Annotated in this window: 14 protein-coding genes; 9 read left to right on the top strand and 5 right to left on the bottom strand. The window is 62.7% G+C overall.

What is annotated here, in order from left to right:
* Nucleotide 1: 1 nt before the first annotated feature.
* The 9 genes from FHX11_RS19990 to FHX11_RS19950 all read left to right on the top strand — a co-directional run bounded on the left by FHX11_RS19990 (nt 2) and on the right by FHX11_RS19950 (nt 14,307).
* Nucleotides 2-883 (top strand): transglutaminase family protein, encoded by an 882-nt coding sequence (locus tag FHX11_RS19990; protein ID WP_184359813.1) that lies wholly within the window; start codon nt 2-4, stop codon nt 881-883.
* A gap of 169 nt (nt 884-1,052) precedes the next feature.
* A complete protein-coding gene (locus FHX11_RS19985; RefSeq protein ID WP_246781093.1) occupies nt 1,053-2,234 on the top strand; it encodes a pilus assembly protein TadG-related protein in 1,182 nt (393 codons plus the stop codon).
* 297 nt (nt 2,235-2,531) lie between these two features.
* On the top strand, nt 2,532-4,994 hold the full coding sequence (locus tag FHX11_RS19980) for a glycogen/starch/alpha-glucan phosphorylase (RefSeq protein WP_184359809.1): 2,463 nt from the start codon (nt 2,532-2,534) through the stop codon (nt 4,992-4,994).
* Nucleotides 4,991-7,198, top strand: coding sequence for a 1,4-alpha-glucan branching protein GlgB (glgB, locus tag FHX11_RS19975; RefSeq protein WP_184359807.1), 2,208 nt, complete (start codon nt 4,991-4,993; stop codon nt 7,196-7,198). Before FHX11_RS19980 ends, glgB begins: the two co-directional genes overlap by 4 nt.
* 26 nt (nt 7,199-7,224) lie before the next feature.
* Nucleotides 7,225-8,487, top strand: a complete 1,263-nt coding sequence (gene glgC / locus FHX11_RS19970) for a glucose-1-phosphate adenylyltransferase (protein WP_184359805.1) — start codon at nt 7,225-7,227, stop codon at nt 8,485-8,487.
* A gap of 3 nt (nt 8,488-8,490) precedes the next feature.
* Complete coding sequence (gene glgA / locus FHX11_RS19965; protein ID WP_184359803.1) at nt 8,491-9,933, top strand: glycogen synthase GlgA; 1,443 nt, start codon at nt 8,491-8,493, stop codon at nt 9,931-9,933.
* Between the two features lie 4 nt (nt 9,934-9,937).
* A complete protein-coding gene (locus FHX11_RS19960; protein WP_184359801.1) occupies nt 9,938-11,566 on the top strand; it encodes an alpha-D-glucose phosphate-specific phosphoglucomutase in 1,629 nt (542 codons plus the stop codon).
* Nucleotides 11,567-11,780: 214 nt separating this feature from the next.
* Nucleotides 11,781-13,751 carry a glycogen debranching protein GlgX gene (gene glgX / locus FHX11_RS19955; RefSeq protein WP_184359799.1) on the top strand — a complete coding sequence of 657 codons (1,971 nt, stop codon included), beginning with the start codon at nt 11,781-11,783 and terminating at the stop codon, nt 13,749-13,751.
* Between the two features lie 67 nt (nt 13,752-13,818).
* Nucleotides 13,819-14,307, top strand: a complete 489-nt coding sequence (locus tag FHX11_RS19950) for a MaoC family dehydratase (protein WP_184359797.1) — start codon at nt 13,819-13,821, stop codon at nt 14,305-14,307.
* A 15-nt stretch (nt 14,308-14,322) separates the two neighbouring features.
* Here the strand turns inward: FHX11_RS19950 and FHX11_RS19945 are convergent, their stop codons facing one another.
* From FHX11_RS19945 to FHX11_RS19925, 5 genes are all read right to left on the bottom strand, one after another.
* On the bottom strand, nt 14,323-14,883 hold the full coding sequence (locus tag FHX11_RS19945; protein WP_184359795.1) for a sarcosine oxidase subunit gamma: 561 nt from the start codon (nt 14,881-14,883) through the stop codon (nt 14,323-14,325).
* Nucleotides 14,876-17,869, bottom strand: a complete 2,994-nt coding sequence (locus FHX11_RS19940) for a sarcosine oxidase subunit alpha (RefSeq protein WP_184359794.1) — start codon at nt 17,867-17,869, stop codon at nt 14,876-14,878. The genes FHX11_RS19945 and FHX11_RS19940 overlap by 8 nt, the downstream gene beginning before the upstream one ends.
* A complete protein-coding gene (locus FHX11_RS19935; RefSeq protein WP_184359792.1) occupies nt 17,866-18,231 on the bottom strand; it encodes a sarcosine oxidase subunit delta in 366 nt (121 codons plus the stop codon). The genes FHX11_RS19940 and FHX11_RS19935 overlap by 4 nt, the downstream gene beginning before the upstream one ends.
* A 75-nt stretch (nt 18,232-18,306) precedes the next feature.
* Nucleotides 18,307-19,560, bottom strand: coding sequence for a sarcosine oxidase subunit beta family protein (locus FHX11_RS19930; RefSeq protein ID WP_184359790.1), 1,254 nt, complete (start codon nt 19,558-19,560; stop codon nt 18,307-18,309).
* Between the two features lie 161 nt (nt 19,561-19,721).
* Nucleotides 19,722-20,000: a hypothetical protein gene (locus FHX11_RS19925; RefSeq protein ID WP_184359788.1), complete on the bottom strand. Its 279-nt coding sequence runs from the start codon at nt 19,998-20,000 to the stop codon at nt 19,722-19,724.
* Between the last annotated feature and the right edge of the window lie 255 nt (nt 20,001-20,255).

Below are 20,255 nucleotides of genomic sequence, written 5' to 3'. Positions count from 1 at the left end.
GATGCTCTACGATCTCTCCCTGCACATGGGCTATATCTACGACGTGCCGGCCAGCGGCGCGCGCCATATCGTGCGCGTGCTGCCGCTGTCGCTCGCCAACCGGCAGCGCCTGATCGCCGGCTCCCTGAAGGTTTCGCCGCATCCGGACGAACAATCGAACTTCACCGATTTCTTCCAGCATCCGGCAACCTCGATCCTGCTGCGCAATCCGCATGAAAAGCTGGATATCCGCATGCAGGCGCGCGTACAGGTCGAAAGCCAGCCGGTCGGGGCCGACTTTTCCCCCGTCCTCGCCAAACTGCCGGATGAGATCAACGATTGCTGGTCGATCGACCCCTCCTCGCCGCATCATTTCGTCGGCGCGAGCCCGCGGCTGCCGGAAACGACCACCATCGCCGACTACGCCCGGCAATGGGCACGCACCAACCTGACGGTGATGCAGATCGCCCATGCCGTCTGCGCCCAGATCCACAAGGATTTCGTCTACGATCCCAAGGCAACGACGGTCGACACGACGCCGAAGGAGGCGTTCCGCCTGAAGCGCGGCGTCTGCCAGGATTTTTCGCATGTGATGATCATCGCGCTGCGCAGCCTCGGCATTCCCGCCGGCTATGTCAGCGGCTTCCTGCGCACCATTCCACCGCCCGGCAAGGAGCGGCTGGAAGGGGCCGACGCCATGCACGCCTGGGTACGCGTCTGGTGCGGGGAGACGGCCGGCTGGATCGAGCTTGATCCGACCAACAACATCCCCGCCGGCACCGACCACATCGTCGTCGCCTATGGCCGCGACTATTCCGACGTCGCCCCGGTCATCGGCATGTTGAAGAGCTACGGCGGCCAAAAGACCGTGCAAGCCGTGGATGTCGTCCCGCTAAAACAGTAAAACAAGCCCAAAACGGGAATTATTACGTCAATCGCTAAAATTCGAATGATCTTCTAAAGGACGAACTTACAGTTTTCGTCGACAGTTGCTGCCATTCCGAGGCTATTACTTCGTTGGGGCGAACGTGATGATCACGAGTTTGAGTAAATTTCGCAGTCTTTCACAACTTATGCGCGATCGCGCCGGCAATTTCGGCATCATGACGGCACTGGCCGTACCGGTCGTGGCGGCAACCGCCGGTGTCGCGGTCGACGTCACCAACATGTCGCTTTCCAACAGCCAGTTACAGCAGGCAACCGACGCGGCGGCCCTTGCCACGGCGACGGCGCTCGCCAATGGCAGCGCCACGACATCCAACGCCCAGCAACTGGCCAGCGAATTCGTGACCGGGCAGATGTCGAACTATCTTGCGGGGGATGCAACCGCGCTCGCTTCACTGAAGGCGAGCACCAGTGCACAAGTCACCGCGACCACCGATTCCTCCGGCAATAGCGGCTATTCGGTTGTCGTCGATGCATCCTATTCGATGCAGGTGAACGGCATGACACGCATGCTCGGTCTGACCTCGATGAATGTCGGTTCGTCGAGCACATCGACAAGCGGCATCAGCACCTCGACCGAAACACAGAAGAATCCTCTGTCGATGTACTTCGTGCTCGACCGCTCCGGTTCGATGGACGAGTACACGGATACGGTCAACACCGATCAGCCGACGAAGACCTATACCTATTCCTGCGGGCGAAAGACCTGCACGGGCACGCAAACCAACTACTACACAAAAATGCAAGCGCTGAAGATCGCTACCGCGAATCTGGCGACGCAATTGAACAAGGCCGATCCGAACAGCATGTATGTCCGAACCGGCGCCGACTCCTATAATTCCAACGCCCAAACGCCGACAGCCATGGCTTGGGGCACGAGCGGCGTCACCAAATACGTCAACAATCTCACGGCGAGCGGAACGACGAATTCGGCACCCGCTTTCACCGCCGCGGTAACCGCGCTGACAGCGCCATCCACGACATCGGGCCTCACCAATGAGCAGTTGCAGCACAAGGACAAGAACGGCGTGACCGACCCGTCGATCTATATCGTCTTCATGACGGATGGCGATAACAACGTCGACAGCGCCGATAGCAATACCAAGATCCAATGCGACAAGGCACGCGCCGCCAACATCCACGTCTATACGATCGCCTTCATGGCGCCAGCCAATGGCCAGGCATTGCTGAAGTACTGCGCGACGACATCCTCCGACTATTTCACGCCGCAAAATGCCACGGATCTTTTCAACGCCTTCTCATCCATCGCGAAACAGACGTCGAAGCAGATTACCCTTCTGACCAAATAACGGCCCCGTTGCGCATGGACCGCCAATAACAGCCGTCAGAAACCGAAAGCCGCCCGGGATCTCATCCCGGGCGGCTTTCGTTTATCAATCAATCCGGTGATAAGAGCCGGAAAAACAATCGGAATCAAGCATTTTCGACGCTTCCGAGCCATGGACGCGCTATTTTTGCTTCCATCCAACTCGCCTGTTGCAACAACTTTACATCGGTGCATAAACTGCTAGTTAGACGAGATGGCAATTTGGTTTTTTCAGGCATAACATCCTGAATATAAACCACAAATGGCGAGAGTTGATAGTATGAATAACTTGACGAATGCCGATCTCCCCGTTCCTGCCCCGCGCAGTTCTCGCCCCGAAATCCTCGCCGAGGAAATCATCGAACGCCTGACCTATCGCATCGGCAAGGACGCGAAAGTCGCCAAGCCGCATGATTGGCTGACCGCAACCATCCTCGTCATTCGCGACCGCGTCATCGACAAGTGGATGGAATCGACCCGCAAGGCCTATGAGACCAACGCCAAGCGCGTCTATTATCTATCCCTCGAATTCCTCATCGGCCGCCTGATGCGCGACGCCGTCTCCAATCTCGGCCTGATGGAAGAAATCACCAACGCGCTTTCCTCGCTCGGCGTCGATATCCGCATCATCGCCGGGCTGGAGCCCGACGCGGCGCTCGGAAATGGCGGTCTCGGCCGCCTTGCCGCCTGTTTCATGGAATCGATGGCGACCGTAGACGTCCCGGCCTATGGCTATGGCATCCGCTATGTCCACGGCCTGTTCCGCCAGCAGATGGCCGACGGCTGGCAGGTGGAGCTGCCGGAAACCTGGCTTGCCCACGGCAATCCCTGGGAGTTCGAACGTCAGGAAAGCTCCTATGAGATCGGCTTCGGCGGCGCCGTCGAAACCGTCAGCGGCCATGACGATCAGCCCCGCTATGTCTGGAAGCCGGCCGAGCGCGTCATCGCCGCCGCCTTCGACACGCCGGTCGTCGGCTGGCGGGCGAAGCGCGTCAATACGCTACGCCTCTGGTCGGCCCAGCCGATCGACCCGATCCTGCTCGACGCGTTCAACGCCGGCGACCATATCGGCGCGCTGCGCGAGAGCAACAAGGCCGAAAGCCTGACCCGGGTTCTCTATCCGGCCGATGCGACGCCGGCCGGCCAGGAGCTGCGTCTGCGCCAGGAATTCTTCTTCTCCTCCGCATCCCTGCAGGACATCCTGCGCCGCCACCTGCAGCAGTATGACGACCTGAACAACCTGGCCGACAAGGTCGCGATCCAGCTCAACGATACCCATCCCGCCGTCTCGGTCGCCGAAATGATCCGCCTGCTGGTGGATGTCCACGGCCTCGAATTCGACCATGCCTGGGATATCACCCGCAACACCTTCGGCTACACCAATCACACGCTGCTGCCCGAGGCGCTGGAAAGCTGGCCCGTGCCGCTGTTCGAGCGGCTGCTGCCGCGCCACATGCAGATCGTCTATGCGATCAATGCCAAGATCCTGCTCGAGGCCCGCAAGAGCCGTAATTTCAGCGACGGCGAAATCCGCTCGATCTCGCTGATCGACGAGAATGGCGACCGCCGCGTGCGCATGGGCAACCTCGCCTTCGTCGGTTCGCATTCGATCAACGGCGTCTCGGCGCTGCATACCGACCTGATGAAGGTCACGGTCTTTGCCGACCTGCACAAGCTCTATCCGGACCGCATCAACAACAAGACCAACGGCATCACGCCGCGCCGCTGGCTGATGCAATGCAATCCCGGCCTCACCAGCCTCATCCGCGAGACCATCGGCGACGACTTCCTCGACGATGCCGAGAAGCTGAAGCCGCTCGACAAATTCGCCCATGACAGCGCCTTCCAGGAGAAGTTCGCCGCCGTCAAGCGCGCCAACAAGGTGCAGCTTTCCAATCTCGTCGCCAGCCGCATGGGCATCAAGCTCGATCCCAACGCGATGTTCGACATCCAGATCAAGCGCATCCATGAATACAAGCGCCAGCTTCTCAACATCATCGAGGCGGTCGCGCTCTACGACCAGATCCGTTCGCATCCGGAACTGGACTGGCAGCCGCGCGTAAAGCTCTTCGCCGGCAAGGCGGCGCCGAGCTATCACAATGCCAAGCTGATCATCAAACTGATCAACGACGTCGCCCGCGTCATCAACAACGACCCGTCGGTGCGCGGCCTGCTGAAGATCGTCTTCGTGCCGAACTACAATGTCTCGCTCGCCGAAGTCATGGTGCCCGCCGCCGATCTTTCCGAGCAGATCTCGACCGCCGGCATGGAAGCCTCCGGCACCGGCAACATGAAATTCGGCCTCAACGGCGCGCTGACCATCGGCACGCTCGATGGCGCCAATGTCGAGATGCGCGACAATGTCGGCGAGGACAATATCATCATCTTCGGTCTGACGGCCGACGAAGTCGCCAACCTGCGCAGCGACGGGCATGATCCCCGCGCCGTCATCGAGCGCTCGCGCGAGCTGTCGCAGGCGCTGGCCGCCATCGCCTCGGGCGTCTTCTCTCCCGACGACCGCAACCGCTATGCCGGGCTGATCGACGGCATCTACACCCATGACTGGTTCATGGTCGCCGCCGATTTCGATGCCTATGCCGCCGCCCAGCGCGAGGTCGACACGCTTTGGGCCAACCCGGCGGAATGGTATGCCAAGACCATCAACAACACCGCCCGCATGGGCTGGTTCTCCTCCGACCGGACCATCCGTCAATATGCCAAGGAAATCTGGAGAGCCGGATGAAAAAGCCGAAGAAACCCGCTGACGGCACCGCCTTGAGGGATATTTCGGCAGACGATATCGCTGCAATTCTCGCAGGCACTCATTCCGATCCTTTCGCCGTCCTCGGCGTGCACAAGGCGGAGGACGGCTTCGTCACCCGCTGTTTCATTCTCGGCGCCGAGGCCGTCACCGCGCTGGCGCTGGACGGCTCGGTCATCGGCGAGCTGGCCTGCCTCGATCCGGCCGGCTTCTTTGCCGGCAGCGTCAAGATCGCCAAGCAACAGCCGGTGCGCTATCGCGCCCGGCGCGGCGACGCCGAATGGGCGATCACCGATCCCTATAGTTTCGGCCCCGTCCTCGGTCCCATGGACGATTATTTCGTCCGCGAGGGCACGCATCTGCGCCTGTTCGACAAGATGGGTGCGCATCCGCTGAAGCATGAAGGCGTCCAGGGCTTTCACTTCGCCGTCTGGGCACCGAACGCGCAGCGCGTCTCGGTGGTCGGCGATTTCAACGGCTGGGACGGGAGGCGGCATGTCATGCGCTTTCGCGCCGATTCCGGCATCTGGGAGATCTTTGCTCCGGATGTGCCCGCCGGCGTCGCCTACAAGTTCGAGATCCGCGGCCATGACGGCGTGTTGCTGCCGCTGAAGGCGGACCCCTTCGCCCGCCGCAGCGAGCTGCGGCCGAAGACCGCTTCGATGACCACTCCCGAACTCAACCAGGTCTGGGAGGATGCCGCCCACCGCGAGCATTGGGCAAGCGTCGACCAGCGTCGCCAGCCGATCAGCATCTACGAGGTGCATGCCGGCTCCTGGCAGCGCCGCGACGACGGCTCGATGCTGTCCTGGGACGAGCTGGCCTCGCGCCTCATCCCCTATTGCGTCGACATGGGCTTCACCCATATCGAATTCCTGCCGATCACCGAACATCCCTACGACCCGTCCTGGGGCTACCAGACCACCGGCCTCTATGCGCCGACGGCCCGCTTCGGCGAGCCGGAAGGCTTCGCGCGCTTCGTCAACGGCTGTCACAAGGTCGGCATCGGCGTCATCCTCGATTGGGTGCCGGCGCATTTCCCAACCGACGAGCATGGCCTGCGCTGGTTCGACGGCACCGCGCTCTACGAGCATGAAGACCCGCGCAAGGGGTTCCATCCCGACTGGAACACGGCGATCTACAATTTCGGCCGCACCGAAGTGCTCGCCTATCTGCAGAACAACGCGCTCTACTGGGCCGAGAAATTCCATCTCGACGGCGTACGCGTCGATGCCGTCGCCTCGATGCTCTACCTCGACTATTCGCGCAAGCACGGCGAATGGATCCCGAACGAATATGGCGGCAACGAGAACCTGGAGGCCGTCCGCTTCCTGCAATCGATGAACACCAGGCTCTACGGCGCCCATCCCGGCGTCATGACCATCGCCGAGGAATCGACCTCCTGGCCGAAAGTGTCGCAACCGGTCCACGAGGGCGGCCTCGGCTTCGGCTTCAAGTGGAACATGGGCTTCATGCACGACACGCTGAGCTATCTCGCCCGCGAGGCCGTGCACCGCAAATATCACCACAACGAGCTGACCTTTGGCCTGATCTACGCCTTTTCGGAAAACTTCGTCCTGCCGCTCTCCCACGATGAAGTGGTGCACGGCAAGGGATCCCTGATCGCCAAGATGTCCGGCGACGACTGGCAGAAATTCGCCAATCTGCGCGCCTATTATGCCTTCATGTGGGGCTATCCCGGCAAGAAGCTGCTGTTCATGGGCCAGGAGTTCGCGCAGTGGAGCGAGTGGAGCGAAGAGCGCGCGCTGGACTGGAATCTCCTGCAATACCGCATGCATGAGGGCATGCGGCGCCTCGTGCGCGATCTCAACTTCACCTATCGCAGCAAGCCGGCGCTGCACGCCCGCGACTGCGAGGGCGACGGCTTCGAATGGCTTGTTGTCGACGATTTCGAGAATTCGGTCTTCGCCTGGCTGCGCAAGGCGCCCGGCGAAAAGCCGATCGCGGTCATTACCAATTTCACACCGGTCTACCGTGAGAACTACACATTGCGCCTTCCGGCTGAGGGACGGTGGCGCGAGATACTGAATACCGATGCCGACATCTATGGCGGCAGCGGCAAGGGGAATGGCGGGCGGGTCCAGGCCGTCAGCGCCGGCGGCAGCATACATGCAACGATAACGCTGCCGCCGCTGGCGACCATCATGCTCGAACCGGAATTTTGAGACCATTACGGACAGGGAGGAATGAAATGGTAGAAAAACGCTTCCAGCCGCTGGCACGCGATGCCATGGCCTATGTTCTCGCCGGAGGCCGTGGCAGCCGCCTGAAGGAACTGACGGACCGCCGCGCCAAACCGGCCGTCTATTTCGGCGGCAAGACCCGCATCATCGACTTTGCTCTCTCGAACGCGCTCAATTCCGGTATCCGCCGCATCGGCGTGGCGACCCAGTACAAGGCACACTCCTTGATCCGCCACATGCAGCGCGGCTGGAACTTCTTCCGACCCGAACGAAACGAGAGCTTCGATATTCTGCCGGCTTCCCAGCGCGTGTCGGAAACGCAATGGTATGAAGGCACGGCCGACGCCGTCTATCAGAACATCGACATCATCGAACCCTACGGTCCGGAATACATGGTCATCCTCGCCGGCGACCATATCTACAAGATGGACTATGAGTGGATGCTGCAGCAGCATGTCGATTCCGGCGCCGACGTCACCATCGGCTGCCTGGAGGTGCCGCGCATGGAAGCCGTCGGCTTCGGCGTCATGCATGTCGACGACAAGGACCAGATCATCGATTTCGTCGAGAAACCCGCCGATCCGCCGGGCATTCCCGGCAATCCGGATTTCGCGCTGGCCTCGATGGGCATCTACGTCTTCCACACGAAATTCCTGATCGAATGCCTGAAGCGCGACGCCGCCGATCCGAATTCCAGCCGCGATTTCGGCAAGGACATCATCCCCTATATCGTCAAGAACGGCAAAGCCGTCGCCCACCGCTTCACCCAGTCCTGCGTGCGCTCCGATTTCGAGCGCGAGGCCTATTGGCGCGACGTGGGCACGGTCGATGCCTATTGGCAGGCCAATATCGACCTGACCGCCGTGGTGCCGGAGCTCGACATCTACGACAAGTCCTGGCCGATCTGGACCTATGCCGAAATCAGCCCGCCGGCCAAGTTCGTGCATGACGACGAGGACCGCCGCGGCTCGGCCGTCTCCTCGGTGGTCGCGGGCGACTGCATCATTTCCGGTGCCAGCCTCTATAACAGCCTGCTGTTTACCGGCGTGCGCGCCAATTCCTACTCCAAGCTGGAGGGAGCGGTGGTGCTGCCGAGCGTCAAGGTCGGCCGCCGGGCGCAATTGAAGAATGTCGTCATCGATCACGGCGTCACCATCCCCGAAGGCCTGGTGGTCGGCGAGGACCCGGAACTAGACGCCAAGCGCTTCCGCCGCACGGAAAACGGCATCTGCCTGATCACCCAGTCGATGATCGACAAGCTGGATTTGTGACGAATGAAAGTTCTTTCGGTTGCATCCGAAGTCTTCCCTTTGATCAAGACAGGGGGCCTGGCCGATGTGGCCGGCGCCCTGCCTATCGCGCTGAAGCCGTATGGCGTCGAGACGAAGACGCTGATCCCCGGTTACCCCGCGGTGATGAAGGCCATCCGCGACCCAGTGGCCCGGCTCGAATTCGCCGACCTGCTGGGCGAAAAAGCCACCGTGCTCGAGGTCGAGCATAGTGGTATTTCCTTCCTCGTGCTCGACGCGCCGGCCTATTACAACCGCACCGGCGGCCCTTACGTGGATGCCACCGGCAAGGATTACCCCGACAATTGGCGCCGCTTTGCCGCCCTGTCGCTCGCCGGCGCGCAGATCGCGAGCGGCCTGCTGCCCGGCTGGCAGCCGGACCTGGTGCATGTGCACGACTGGCAATCGGCCCTGGTGCCGGTCTACATGCGCTATTATCCCTCGCCCGAGCGGCCGAGCGTGCTCACCATCCACAACATCGCCTTCCAGGGCCAGTTCGGCCCGGACGTCTTCCCTGGCCTGCAGCTTCCCCCGCACGCCTTCTCGGTGGAGGGCATCGAGTATTACGGCGATGTCGGCTTCTTGAAGGGCGGCCTGCAGACGGCGCATGCCATCACTACGGTCAGCCCTTCCTATGCCGAAGAGATCCTGACCCCGGAATTCGGCATGGGTCTCGAAGGCGTCATCGCCAGCCGCGCCGGCAGCCTGCACGGCATCGTCAACGGCATCGATGACGGCATCTGGAATCCGGAAGCCGATCCGATGATCGCCAAGACCTATGGCGCCTCGACGCTGAAGGACCGAGCCGCCAACCGCAAGCGCGTGGTCGAGCATTTCGGCCTGGACGAGGATGACGGGCCGATCTTCTGTGTCGTCAGCCGCCTGACCTGGCAGAAGGGAATGGACCTGCTGGCCGCCATTTCCGGCGATATCGTCGCCATGGGCGGCAAGCTTGCCATCCTCGGCGCCGGCGATGCCGCTCTCGAAGGCGCGCTCTTTGCGGCCGCCGGCCGTCATCGCGGCCGTGTCGGTGTTTCCGCCGGCTATGATGAGCCGATGTCGCATCTGATGCAGGCCGGCTGCGACGCCATCATCATCCCCTCCCGCTTCGAACCCTGTGGCCTCACGCAGCTTTATGGCTTACGCTATGGCTGCCTGCCGATCGTTGCGCGCACGGGTGGTCTCAACGACACGATTATCGACGCCAACCACGCCGCATTGCAGGCGAAAGTCGCCACCGGCATTCAGTTTGCGCCCATCACCGCCGAAGGGCTGCTGCAAGCCATCCGCCGCGCCATGCACCTTTTCCAGGATCGAAAGGTCTGGACGCAGCTGCAAAAGCAGGGCATGAAATCCGACGTATCCTGGGGCAGGAGCGCAGAACGCTACGCCGCTCTCTACTCCAGCCTTGTCTCGAGAGGCGCTTAACCCGATGATTAAAACTGTTCCCACCACCCCCTACGCGGATCAGAAGCCTGGTACGTCAGGCCTGCGAAAGAAGGTTCCCGTATTCCAGCAGCCGAACTATGCGGAAAACTTCATCCAGTCGATTTTCGATTCGCTCGAGGGCTACCAGGGCAAGACCCTGGTCATCGGCGGCGACGGCCGTTACTACAATCGTGAAGTCATTCAAAAGGCCATCAAGATGGCCGCGGCCAATGGCTTCGGCAAGGTGATGGTCGGCAAGGGCGGCATCCTCTCGACACCCGCAGCCTCGCACATCATCCGCAAATACAAGGCATTCGGCGGCATCATATTGTCGGCCAGCCACAATCCGGGCGGACCGACCGAAGACTTCGGCATCAAGTACAATATCGGCAATGGCGGCCCGGCGCCGGAAAAGATCACCGATGCGATCTACGAGCGCTCCAAGGTGATCGACAGTTACAAGATCGCCGACTTCCCCGATATCAATCTCGACCGCATCGCCCGCGAAGACGTCGGCGGCATGATCGTCTCGGTCATCGACCCGGTCGAGGACTATGCGGCGCTGATGGAAGAGCTGTTCGATTTCGGCGCCATCCGCAACCTCATCAGTCTCGGCTTCCGCCTCAATTTCGATGCGATGAGCGCGGTCACCGGTCCCTATGCCAAGGAAATCTTCGAAATCCGCCTCGGCGCGCCCGACGGCTCGGTGCGCAATTTCCTGCCGCTGCCGGATTTCGGCGGCCATCACCCCGATCCGAACCTCGTCCATTGCAAAGAACTTTACGATGAGATGATGGGCGAGGACGCTCCCGATTTCGGCGCGGCATCCGACGGCGACGGCGACCGCAACCTGATCATCGGCAAGGGTATCTACGTCACGCCGTCGGACAGCTTGGCCATCCTCGCCGCCAACGCCAATCTCGCCCCCGGCTATTCCAGCGGCATCGCCGGCATCGCCCGCTCCATGCCGACCAGCGGCGCCGCCGACCGTGTCGCCGAAAAGCGTGGCGTCGGCATCTACGAGACGCCGACCGGCTGGAAATTCTTCGGCAACCTGCTCGACGCCGGCATGGCAACGATCTGCGGCGAGGAAAGCTCCGGCACCGGCTCCAACCACGTCCGTGAAAAGGACGGTCTCTGGGCCGTGCTGCTTTGGCTCAACATTCTGGCCGTACGCGGCGAAAGCGTCGTCGACATTGTCACCCAGCATTGGGCGACCTACGGCCGCAACTATTATTCACGCCACGACTATGAAGGCGTCGACACCGACGCCGCCAACGGCCTGATCGACGCGCTGCGCGAAAAGCTGCCGACCCTGCCGGGCACGAAATATGGCAACCTCACCGTTTCGGCGGCCGACGACTTCGCCTATCACGATCCGGTCGACAAGTCCGTCAGCCAGCACCAGGGCATCCGCATCCTCTTCGAGGGCGGCTCCCGCGTGGTCTTCCGTCTTTCCGGCACCGGCACGACGGGCGCAACGCTGCGTGTCTATATCGAGCGCTACGAGCCCGATCCGACCCGCCACAACATCGAGACCCAGGAAGCCCTGGCCGACCTCATCGCCGCCGCCGAAGCGATCGCCGACATCAAGGCTCGCACCGGCCGCGACGCGCCGACGGTCATTACCTGAACCCAATCCCTTCTCCCCGCAAATGCGGGGAGAAGGTGGCCAGACGCTGCCGAACGAAGTGAGGCGGCGACTGGTCGGATCAGGGGCTTCTCAAAATTCGCCACGGCGGCACCGTTTGCCGAAGACTCCGCCCCTCACCCTCTCTCCCGCCCTTCGATGAACTCAGGAACGGGGAGAGGGAACCATCTCAAGCCATCCGGAGAGCCCGCGAGACATGTCAGAGCCCGCCACCCGCTCCCTTGGCGCTACCCTCACCGACGACGGCGCGGAGTTTGCGGTCTGGTCCAGACATGCCGATAGGATCGAGCTCTGCCTGTTCGATGCCGAAGGCAAAAAAGAGATCGCGCGCCTGCCGCTGACGGAGGACGGTGAGGAACATCGCCTCTTCGTGAAAGACGTCAAGCATGGCGCACGCTATGGCTTCCGCGCCCATGGCACCTATGATCCCGATCGGGGCCTGTGGTTCGATCCCTCGAAGCTGCTCGCCGACCCCTATGCCAGGGAATTCGACCGGCCATTCCGATACGATCCGCGCCTGGGCATCTTCGGCGAGGACACGCAGGACCTGATGCCGAAGGCGATCGTGGCGCGCGACATTCCGGTCAAGCCGGCCAAACCGCTGTTCCAGCCGGGCGGCCTGATCTACGAAATCGCCGTCAAGCCCTTCACCATGCTGCATCCGGATGTGCCGGAAGAGAAGCGCGGCAGGCTGGCCGCCCTCGCCCACCCCGCCGTCATCGCCCATCTCAAACGCCTGCGCGTCGATGCCGTCGAGCTGATGCCGATCACCGCCTGGATCGATGAACGACATCTGCCGCCGCTCGGCCTCACCAACGGCTGGGGCTACAATCCCGTCGCCTTCATGGCGCTCGATCCGCGCCTGGTGCCGGGCGGCGTTACGGAATTGCGCGAAACGGTCGCCGCCCTTCACGCGGAGGGCATCGGCGTCATCCTCGACCTCGTCTTCAACCATACCGGCGAGAGCGACCGCTTCGGACCGACGCTCTCCCTGCGTGGCCTCGACAACCCCACCTATTTCCGCCACCAGCCGGCTGAACCCGGCATGCTGGTCAACGATACCGGCACAGGCAACACCGTCGCCTGCGATCAGCCAGCCGTGCGCCGGCTCATCATCGACAGCCTCCGGCATTTCGTTCTCCATGCCGGCATCGACGGCTTCCGTTTCGACCTCGCCACCGTCATCGGCCGCACCGCGAGGGGTTTCGACCCCGAGGGGCTGACCTTGCGCTCCCTCTTCGCCGACGAGGTGCTTCAGGACCGCATCATGATCGCCGAACCCTGGGATATCGGCCCCGGCGGCTATCAGCTCGGCAATTTCCCGGCCCCCTTCCTCGAATGGAACGATCGCGCCCGCGACGACCTGCGTTGCTTCTGGCGCGGCGACGGCGGCAAGATCGGCGATCTCGCCACCATTCTTGCCGGTTCGTCCTCCATCTTCGGCCGCGATGGCCGCATGCAGACCCGTAGCGTCAACTTCCTCGCCGCCCATGACGGCTTCACGCTGATGGATCTCGTCTCCCATGAGCACAAGCACAACGAGGCGAATGGCGAGGACAATCGCGACGGCCACAACGAGAATTATTCCTGGAACAACGGCGTCGAAGGCAAGACCGACGATCCGGCCGTTCTCGCCAAACGCCGCGCCGATATCGAGGCGCTGCTGTCGACGCTCTTTGCCACGCGCGGCACCCTCATGCTGACGGCCGGCGACGAGGGCGGCCGCAGCCAGCGCGGCAACAACAATGCCTATTGCCAGGACAATGACATCACCTGGGTGGACTGGGCGGCGCTGGACGAAGAGCTGATCGGCCATACCGCCTGGCTGGCCGGCCTCCGCCGCCGCTTCCCCGCCCTTCGCGATCTCCAATTCTTCCATGGCGATGGCGACATCCTCTGGTTCTCCGCCACCGGTCTGCCGATGACGGTGCCCGACTGGGAAGCGCCGGATGCACGCTTCCTCGGCATGGCGATCGAGACCACGGATAATGACACCGGCGGAAAGACGCGCCTCGCCGTGCTGATCAACCGGGGGCGTGAGCAACTGCAGGCCGCCCTTCCCGCCGCACCGGCGGGCTGGTCGCTGCTCGACGCGAAGGGGCAGATGCATATTCAGAGCGACCTCACGCTTGCGGCGCGCTCCGTCAGTTTCCTCGTCGAAAACTGACCGCCTTGCACTTTGCGGCCTTCTTCGCCAGAAAGGGCAAAGATGCTGTAGAGATCACGAGGACAGAATGCCCGGCGATATTTCGCTTGTTGAGATCATGAAACTGGCCGGAACCGAGATCGGCATCTCGGACTGGATCACCGTCGACCAGACGATGATCGACACCTTCGCCGACGCCACACACGACCATCAGTTCATCCATGTCGATCCCGAACGCGCCAAGGCGGAGACACCCTATGGCGGCACCATCGCCCACGGCTTCCTGACGCTATCGCTGCTCTCCGCCATGAACTACAGCGCGCTCCCCAAGATCCGGGAGCAGACCATGGGCATCAATTACGGCTTCGAAAAAATCCGCTTCATGTCGCCGGTCAAATGCGGCGCCCGCGTGCGCGGCCGCTTCACGCTCGCCGGAACGCGGCTGCGCGGTGCAAGCATGCTGATGCTGACCTATGACGTGACCGTTGAAATCGAAAACGAGCGCAAGCCGGCGCTCACCGCGACATGGACGACCATATCGCAGTTCGATCCGAAGGATCGGCCGGAAGAGACTTGACGATCTCCCCTCCCCTCAAGCGGAGAAGGTATTGTCCGCATCCTCCGCCGCTTCGGCAAGCAGACCGAAAGCATAGCTGGAGAAGGAGCGCCAGACTTCCACACGGAAGGTCTCGGCATCCAGGCGCAGCAGCACCACTTCCGCCTTGCCGAACAGCGTGCGCGAGCAGGCGCCGACGGGGAAAGCCGCGATCGACAGATCCTGCGGGCAGCCGCCGGAGAGCGTCGCTTCCGCGCCGGGGCCAGAGACGATGATCGCCGTGTTGCGGTGCGAGACATCCGTCGCCGAATGCAGCACGCCCGAGGAGGCGGCAAGGCCGACCAGCTCGGCGCCGCTCTCATCGATGACGAGCCATTCGTCCGGGCCGAGCCAGAGGGCGTGACGGCCGTTGGCGCTCGCCGAAGTCTTCGGCCGCGTCGGCAGCGTCAGGCCGAGCGCCTTGGAGAGACCGGCGACCGAATCGGCCGGAGCGCGCAGCGAAATGCGGCTTGCCGGCGCGGCAGGCGTCAGGCGGACGACCGCGGAGCCGCCATGGCGGCCGGCAAGCGGCGATTTGCGGGTTGCGATATCAGCCATTGATCCGGCCTCCTTCCTTGTCAAAGAACACCAGATCCGTCACCTCGACAGCAATCGTCTTGTCGGGCATCGGCACGTAGAGCGTCTTGCCCATACGCTCGCGCCCACCGGCAACCAGCGCGAAGGCGATCGAGCGGCCGAGATTTTCCGACCAATAAGACGAAGTGACATGGCCGAGCATGGTCATCGGCTTCGGCTCGTTCGGATCGGCGACGATCTGCGCGCCTTCCTCCAGCACCACCTTCGGATCGCGGGTGACGAGGCCGACCAGCTGCTTGCGGCCTTCCTTCACCAGATCGGGGCGCTGCAGGCCGCGAATGCCGACGAAATCCGGCTTCTTCTTGGAAACAGCCCAGGAAAGCCCGGCATCATCGGGCGTCACCGTGCCGTCCGTATCCTGGCCGACGATGATATAGCCCTTCTCGGCGCGCAGAACGTGCATGGTCTCGGTGCCGTAGGCGCAGGCGCCGAGCGGTTCGGCGCGAGCCCAGACTGCTTCCCAGACGGCCTGGCCGTAATCGGCCGGTACGTTGATTTCGTAGCCGACTTCACCGGTAAAGGAGACGCGGAACAGCCGCGCCGGCACGCCACAGACCTTGCACTCGGCCACGCTCATATGCGGGAAGGCCTCGTTGGAGAGATCCTGGCCCTCGACGAGCGGCTCGATGATCTCGCGCGCCTTCGGACCCTGCACGGCGATGACGGCCCATTGCTCCGTGGTCGACGTCAGCCAAACCTTCAGATGCGGGAATTCGGTCTGGAGATAGTCCTCCATATGATGCAGCACGCGCGGCGCGCCGCCGGTCGTGGTCGTCACATGGAAGCGGTCCTCGGCCAGACGCCCGACGACGCCGTCGTCATAGACGAAGCCGTCCTCGCGGGTCATGATGCCGTAGCGGCAGCGGCCGGGCTTCAGCGTATCCCAGGCATTGGTATAGAGCAGGTTCAGGAACTTGGCGGCGTCCGGACCGACCACCTCGATTTTGCCGAGCGTCGATGCGTCGAACACGCCGGCCACCTCGCGCGCCGTGCGGCACTCGCGGTTGACCGCCTCGTGCATGGTCTCGCCGGCGCGCGGATAGAACCAGGCGCGCTTCCAGTTGCCGACATCCTCGAAGATGGCGCCATGTGCCTCTTCCCAGCCATGCATCGGCGTCTTGCGCGCAGGGTCGAAGAGGGCGCCACGCGAATGGCTGATCAGCGTACCGTAGGTCACCGGCGTATAGGGCGCGCGGAAGGTGGTGAGGCCGACCTTCGGAATGTCCCTGCCGAGCATCTCCGCGGCAATCGCCAGACCGTGCATGTTGGAAAGCTTGCCCTGATCGGAGGCCATGCCGTTGGTGGTGAAGCGCTTGATATGCTCGATCGAATGCATGCCCTCGCGCACGGCAAGACGGATATCCTTGGCGCAGACGTCATGCTGGAAATCGACGAAGGCCTTGGCGCTGGTCTCCGGTCCGGCCCCTTCGGCCGCGCCGATCATGCCGCCGGTCCATTCGAAGGCCTGTTCGGCCTGAAGCGAGATCTTGCCCTCGCCATCGGCGCCGGCGGCCTTCGCCATCAGCTCGCCGGCGGCAAGCGATTCCTCGATCGCCGCCTGCAGGCCGTCCGTGCCGTTGCAGGCACCGACCGAGAGACAATCCTGCACATAGGTACCGGGCAGGAAGCGCTGCTTCTCGGTCTCGAACTTCAGCTTGCCGCGCGACTGCGAGAACAGATGCACGGAAGGCGTCCAGCCGGCCGATACCAGCAGCGCGTCGACCGCGATCTTGCGCGAAGCGCGGCTGCCGTTGCGCGCCACCGTGATCGAGGAAATCCTGAGTTTGCCGGCGGTGTCGACCACGGCATAGTCGCTCAGTACCTCGATCCCAAGCCGCTTGGCCTCGGCGGCAACTGCCTCGCCGGGGCGAACGCGGCTATCGACGATAACGGCGATGGAAACGCCGGCACGCTTGAGGTCGAAGGCTGCTTCGTAAGCCGAATCATGCGCCGTATAGACGCCGATCTTGGCCCCGACGGCGACGCCGTAGTGATTGAGATAGGTGCGGGCGGCGGACGCCAGCATGATGCCCGGCCGGTCGTTGTTCGGGAACACCATATGGCGCTCGATCGCACCCGTCGCCAGGATGACGCGCTTGGCGCGCACCTGCCACAGCCGCTCGCGCGGCAAATCGTGGTCCGGCTTGGCCAGATGATCGGTCACGCGCTCGGCCAGACCGACGAAATTGTGGTTGTAATAACCGAAGGCGGTCGTGCGGGTCAGCACCTGCACATTGTCCATCGCGCTCAGCTTGGCGATGACGCCCTGCGCCCAGGCATAGCCTTCGGCGCCGTCGATCTTCACGCCCGTATCAAAGCGCAGCGCGCCGCCGGCTTCCGCCTGCTCGTCGCAAAGAATGACCTTGGCGCCGGCTTCCGCCGCGGCCAGCGCCGCCGCAAGACCGGCAACGCCCGCACCGACCACCAGCACGTCGCAATGAGCGTAACGGCTGGCATAATGATCCGGGTCCCCTTCCGTCGGCGCGACGCCGAGACCGGCGGCACGGCGGATGAAGGGCTCGTAAACGTGCTTCCAGGCCGCCTTCGGCCACATGAAGGTCTTGTAGTAGAAGCCGGCGGCGAAGAAGGGCGACAGCGCATTGTTGATGCCGCCGATATCGAAGGCAAGCGACGGCCAGCGGTTCTGCGACTGCGCCTTCATGCCGTCGAACACCTCCTGCACGCTGGCGCGCACGTTCGGCTGGCGGCGGGCCGCGTCGCGGGAAATGTCGAGCAGCGCGTTCGGCTCCTCGGCGCCGGCCGACAGGATGCCGCGCGGACGGTGATATTTGAACGAACGGCCGAGGAGGTGAACACCGTTGGCCAGCAGCGCCGAGGCGACGGTGTCGCCCTCCAGCGCCGTGTAGCTCTTGCCGTCAAAGGTGAAGCGGGCGGTTCTCGCCGGCGTCAGACGGCCCTTGCCCGCGATACGATTGGCGCCGCTCATTCTGCAGTTCCCTTTTCTTGTGCCGCCAGTTCCGGCGCATTGTGTTCCTGCGCCACCGGTTCATGAGCCGCCGGCAGCAGCGTCGAAAGTTCCGGCTTCGGCTCGCCGGCCTTGTAGGTGCGATAGAAACGGTCGCTGACCGTGTCGCGCGCCGCGTTGAAGAAGCGGCCGCAGCCATGGATATGCCGCCAGCGCTCGAAGATCAGTCCCTTCGGATTGTCGCGCAGGAAGAAATATTCCTCGAACTCCTCGTCGGAGATCGCGGCAATGTTTTCCGGCCGCACGATATGCGCATCGCCGGCGTTGCGGAATTCCAGTTCCGAACGCTCTTCCTCGCAATAGGGGCAATAAATCAGCAGCATCGTTTTCTACCTAAATGTTGAAGCTCGGCACCGGAGACCGGTGCCTGGAGGCCGGGTGCAACGCCAGAGCCGGCATCAATGCGCCACGGCGGCAGCCGCCGCCTCGTCGATCAGACGGCCGGTGCGGAAGCGATCCAGCGTCAGCCCGGCATTGAACTTGTGCGGCTCGTCGCGGGCGATCAGATGTGCGAACAGGTTGGCCGAACCCGGCGTCGCCTTGAAACCGCCCGTGCCCCAGCCGCAGTTCACATAGAGCCCCGGCACCGGCGTCTTCGACTGGATCGCCGAACGGTCCGGCGTATTGTCGACGATGCCGCCCCAGGAGCGCATCATCTTGACGCGCCGGAACATCGGGAAGAGCTCGCAGATCGCATCCAGCGTATGGGTGATGATCTGCAGGCCGCCGGTCTGGCTGTAGGAATTATACTGGTCCGTGCCGGCGCCGATGACGAGCTCGCCCTTGTCGGACTGCGAGATATAGGCATGCACCGTGTTCGACATGACGACGCAGGGGAAGATCGGCTTCAGCGGTTCGGACACCAGCGCCTGCAGCGGGCTCGATTGCAGCGGCACGCGCACGCCGGCCATCTGCATGACGACGGTGGTGTGGCCGGCGGCGGAAACGGCGATCTTCTTGGCGCCGATGAAACCGCGATTCGTCTCGACACCGGTGACGCGGCCGTCCGGCCCGCGCTGGATGCCGGTCACTTCGCAATTCTGGATGATATGCACGCCGCGATCGGACGCCGCGCGGGCAAAGCCCCAGGCGACCGCGTCGTGACGCGCCGTACCGCCGCGACGCTGCAGGGCGGCGCCATTGATCGGATAACGCGCCGTGCTCGAAATATCGAGCGGCGGACAATAAGCCTTTGCCTGCTCCGGCGTCAGCCATTCATTGTCGATGCCGTAGAGACGGTTGGCGTGGATATGCCGCTTGAAGGACTGCTGGTCATGCACATTATGCGACAGCATCATCACGCCGCGCGGCGAATACATGACGTTGTAGTTGAGATCCTGAGACAGCCCTTCCCAGAGCTTCATCGAATGCTCGTAGATGTGCATGCTCTCTTCATAGAGATAGTTCGAGCGGATGATGGTGGTGTTGCGGCCGGTATTGCCGCCGCCCAGCCATCCCTTTTCCAGCACGGCGACATTGGTGATGCCATGCTCCTTGGCCAGATAATAGGCCGCACCCAGACCATGGCCGCCACCGCCGATGATGATGACGTCATACTCCTTGCGCGGCTCCGGCGAGGTCCATTGGGCTTCCCAGCCCTTGTGAGCCCGCATCGCTTCCCGTGCCACGGCAAAAACCGAGTATTTACGCATTCGCCCTCAACTCCTTCAGGCCAGAGCCCTTCTTGTGGGTCATACAAATCGCAGATCAAAAACCGACACAACGGCTCTTTTGCGACGCATTCACGACCGTCTTTCGACACGGTTGAGAATCGCGCTTGGCCGGACGGCCCGCATCTCGCTTTTTCACGGCCCTATTTACGCTGCAAGTGGCAAATCTTCACCCGGCCACCACGACCGTCCTTGCGCCACATGCAGCCTTCTTTCCGCGGCTTGCGGTCGTAAATATAGATTCTTGCCCGACGCTTGCTGTTAAAGGTCTGGTTGGAGAAGTCGTGACCGCCGATATGGACATTCTTGCCGAGGCGGACTTCGCCGGCGGCGACGGGTGCGAATGTCGTGGCGAGCAAGCCAAGAGCGAGCAATACCGCCGCAAGCGACCTTCCGGCGGCGGCAAGACCAATGAATTTCATGAAGCGTTCCCCCTCTTCTATCCCAGCCGATTGCCGGAATGGCACAACTCGCCATGGGCATGAACAACCGTGATCCGGAATCTTTGCACAAGCATGTCAATGTCGCAAAATATGCGGAGTCAACGCCGCCTCCGGCCGCCACGCCGCGGCACAAAGGGCATTGCGGCTCATTTCCACGCTCGACAAACCGGTTTTTCCTCTGCAAACTCACGATCTGGCTAGACTTTGACAAACCGATCTGATATCTCGCCTAAC

This window comes from Rhizobium sp. BK602, assembly GCF_014195095.1.
Taxonomy (GTDB): Bacteria; Pseudomonadota; Alphaproteobacteria; order Rhizobiales; family Rhizobiaceae; genus Rhizobium.
This window is presented reverse-complemented; position numbering and strand designations above follow the sequence as displayed.

Excerpts from the sequence above, each read along its gene's own strand:
- FHX11_RS19940 (WP_184359794.1), bottom strand. The coding sequence starts at position 17,869 with ATGAGCGGCGCCAATCGTATCGCGGGCAAGGGCCGTCTGACGCCGGCG.
- FHX11_RS19950 (WP_184359797.1), top strand. The coding sequence starts at position 13,819 with ATGCCCGGCGATATTTCGCTTGTTGAGATCATGAAACTGGCCGGAACC.
- FHX11_RS19935 (WP_184359792.1), bottom strand. The coding sequence starts at position 18,231 with ATGCTGCTGATTTATTGCCCCTATTGCGAGGAAGAGCGTTCGGAACTG.
- FHX11_RS19985 (WP_246781093.1), top strand. The coding sequence starts at position 1,053 with ATGCGCGATCGCGCCGGCAATTTCGGCATCATGACGGCACTGGCCGTA.
- glgA (WP_184359803.1), top strand. The coding sequence starts at position 8,491 with ATGAAAGTTCTTTCGGTTGCATCCGAAGTCTTCCCTTTGATCAAGACA.
- FHX11_RS19930 (WP_184359790.1), bottom strand. The coding sequence starts at position 19,560 with ATGCGTAAATACTCGGTTTTTGCCGTGGCACGGGAAGCGATGCGGGCT.
- glgC (WP_184359805.1), top strand. The coding sequence starts at position 7,225 with ATGGTAGAAAAACGCTTCCAGCCGCTGGCACGCGATGCCATGGCCTAT.
- FHX11_RS19960 (WP_184359801.1), top strand. The coding sequence starts at position 9,938 with ATGATTAAAACTGTTCCCACCACCCCCTACGCGGATCAGAAGCCTGGT.
- FHX11_RS19990 (WP_184359813.1), top strand. The coding sequence starts at position 2 with ATGCTCTACGATCTCTCCCTGCACATGGGCTATATCTACGACGTGCCG.
- FHX11_RS19925 (WP_184359788.1), bottom strand. The coding sequence starts at position 20,000 with ATGAAATTCATTGGTCTTGCCGCCGCCGGAAGGTCGCTTGCGGCGGTA.
- glgX (WP_184359799.1), top strand. The coding sequence starts at position 11,781 with ATGTCAGAGCCCGCCACCCGCTCCCTTGGCGCTACCCTCACCGACGAC.
- FHX11_RS19945 (WP_184359795.1), bottom strand. The coding sequence starts at position 14,883 with ATGGCTGATATCGCAACCCGCAAATCGCCGCTTGCCGGCCGCCATGGC.
- FHX11_RS19980 (WP_184359809.1), top strand. The coding sequence starts at position 2,532 with ATGAATAACTTGACGAATGCCGATCTCCCCGTTCCTGCCCCGCGCAGT.
- glgB (WP_184359807.1), top strand. The coding sequence starts at position 4,991 with ATGAAAAAGCCGAAGAAACCCGCTGACGGCACCGCCTTGAGGGATATT.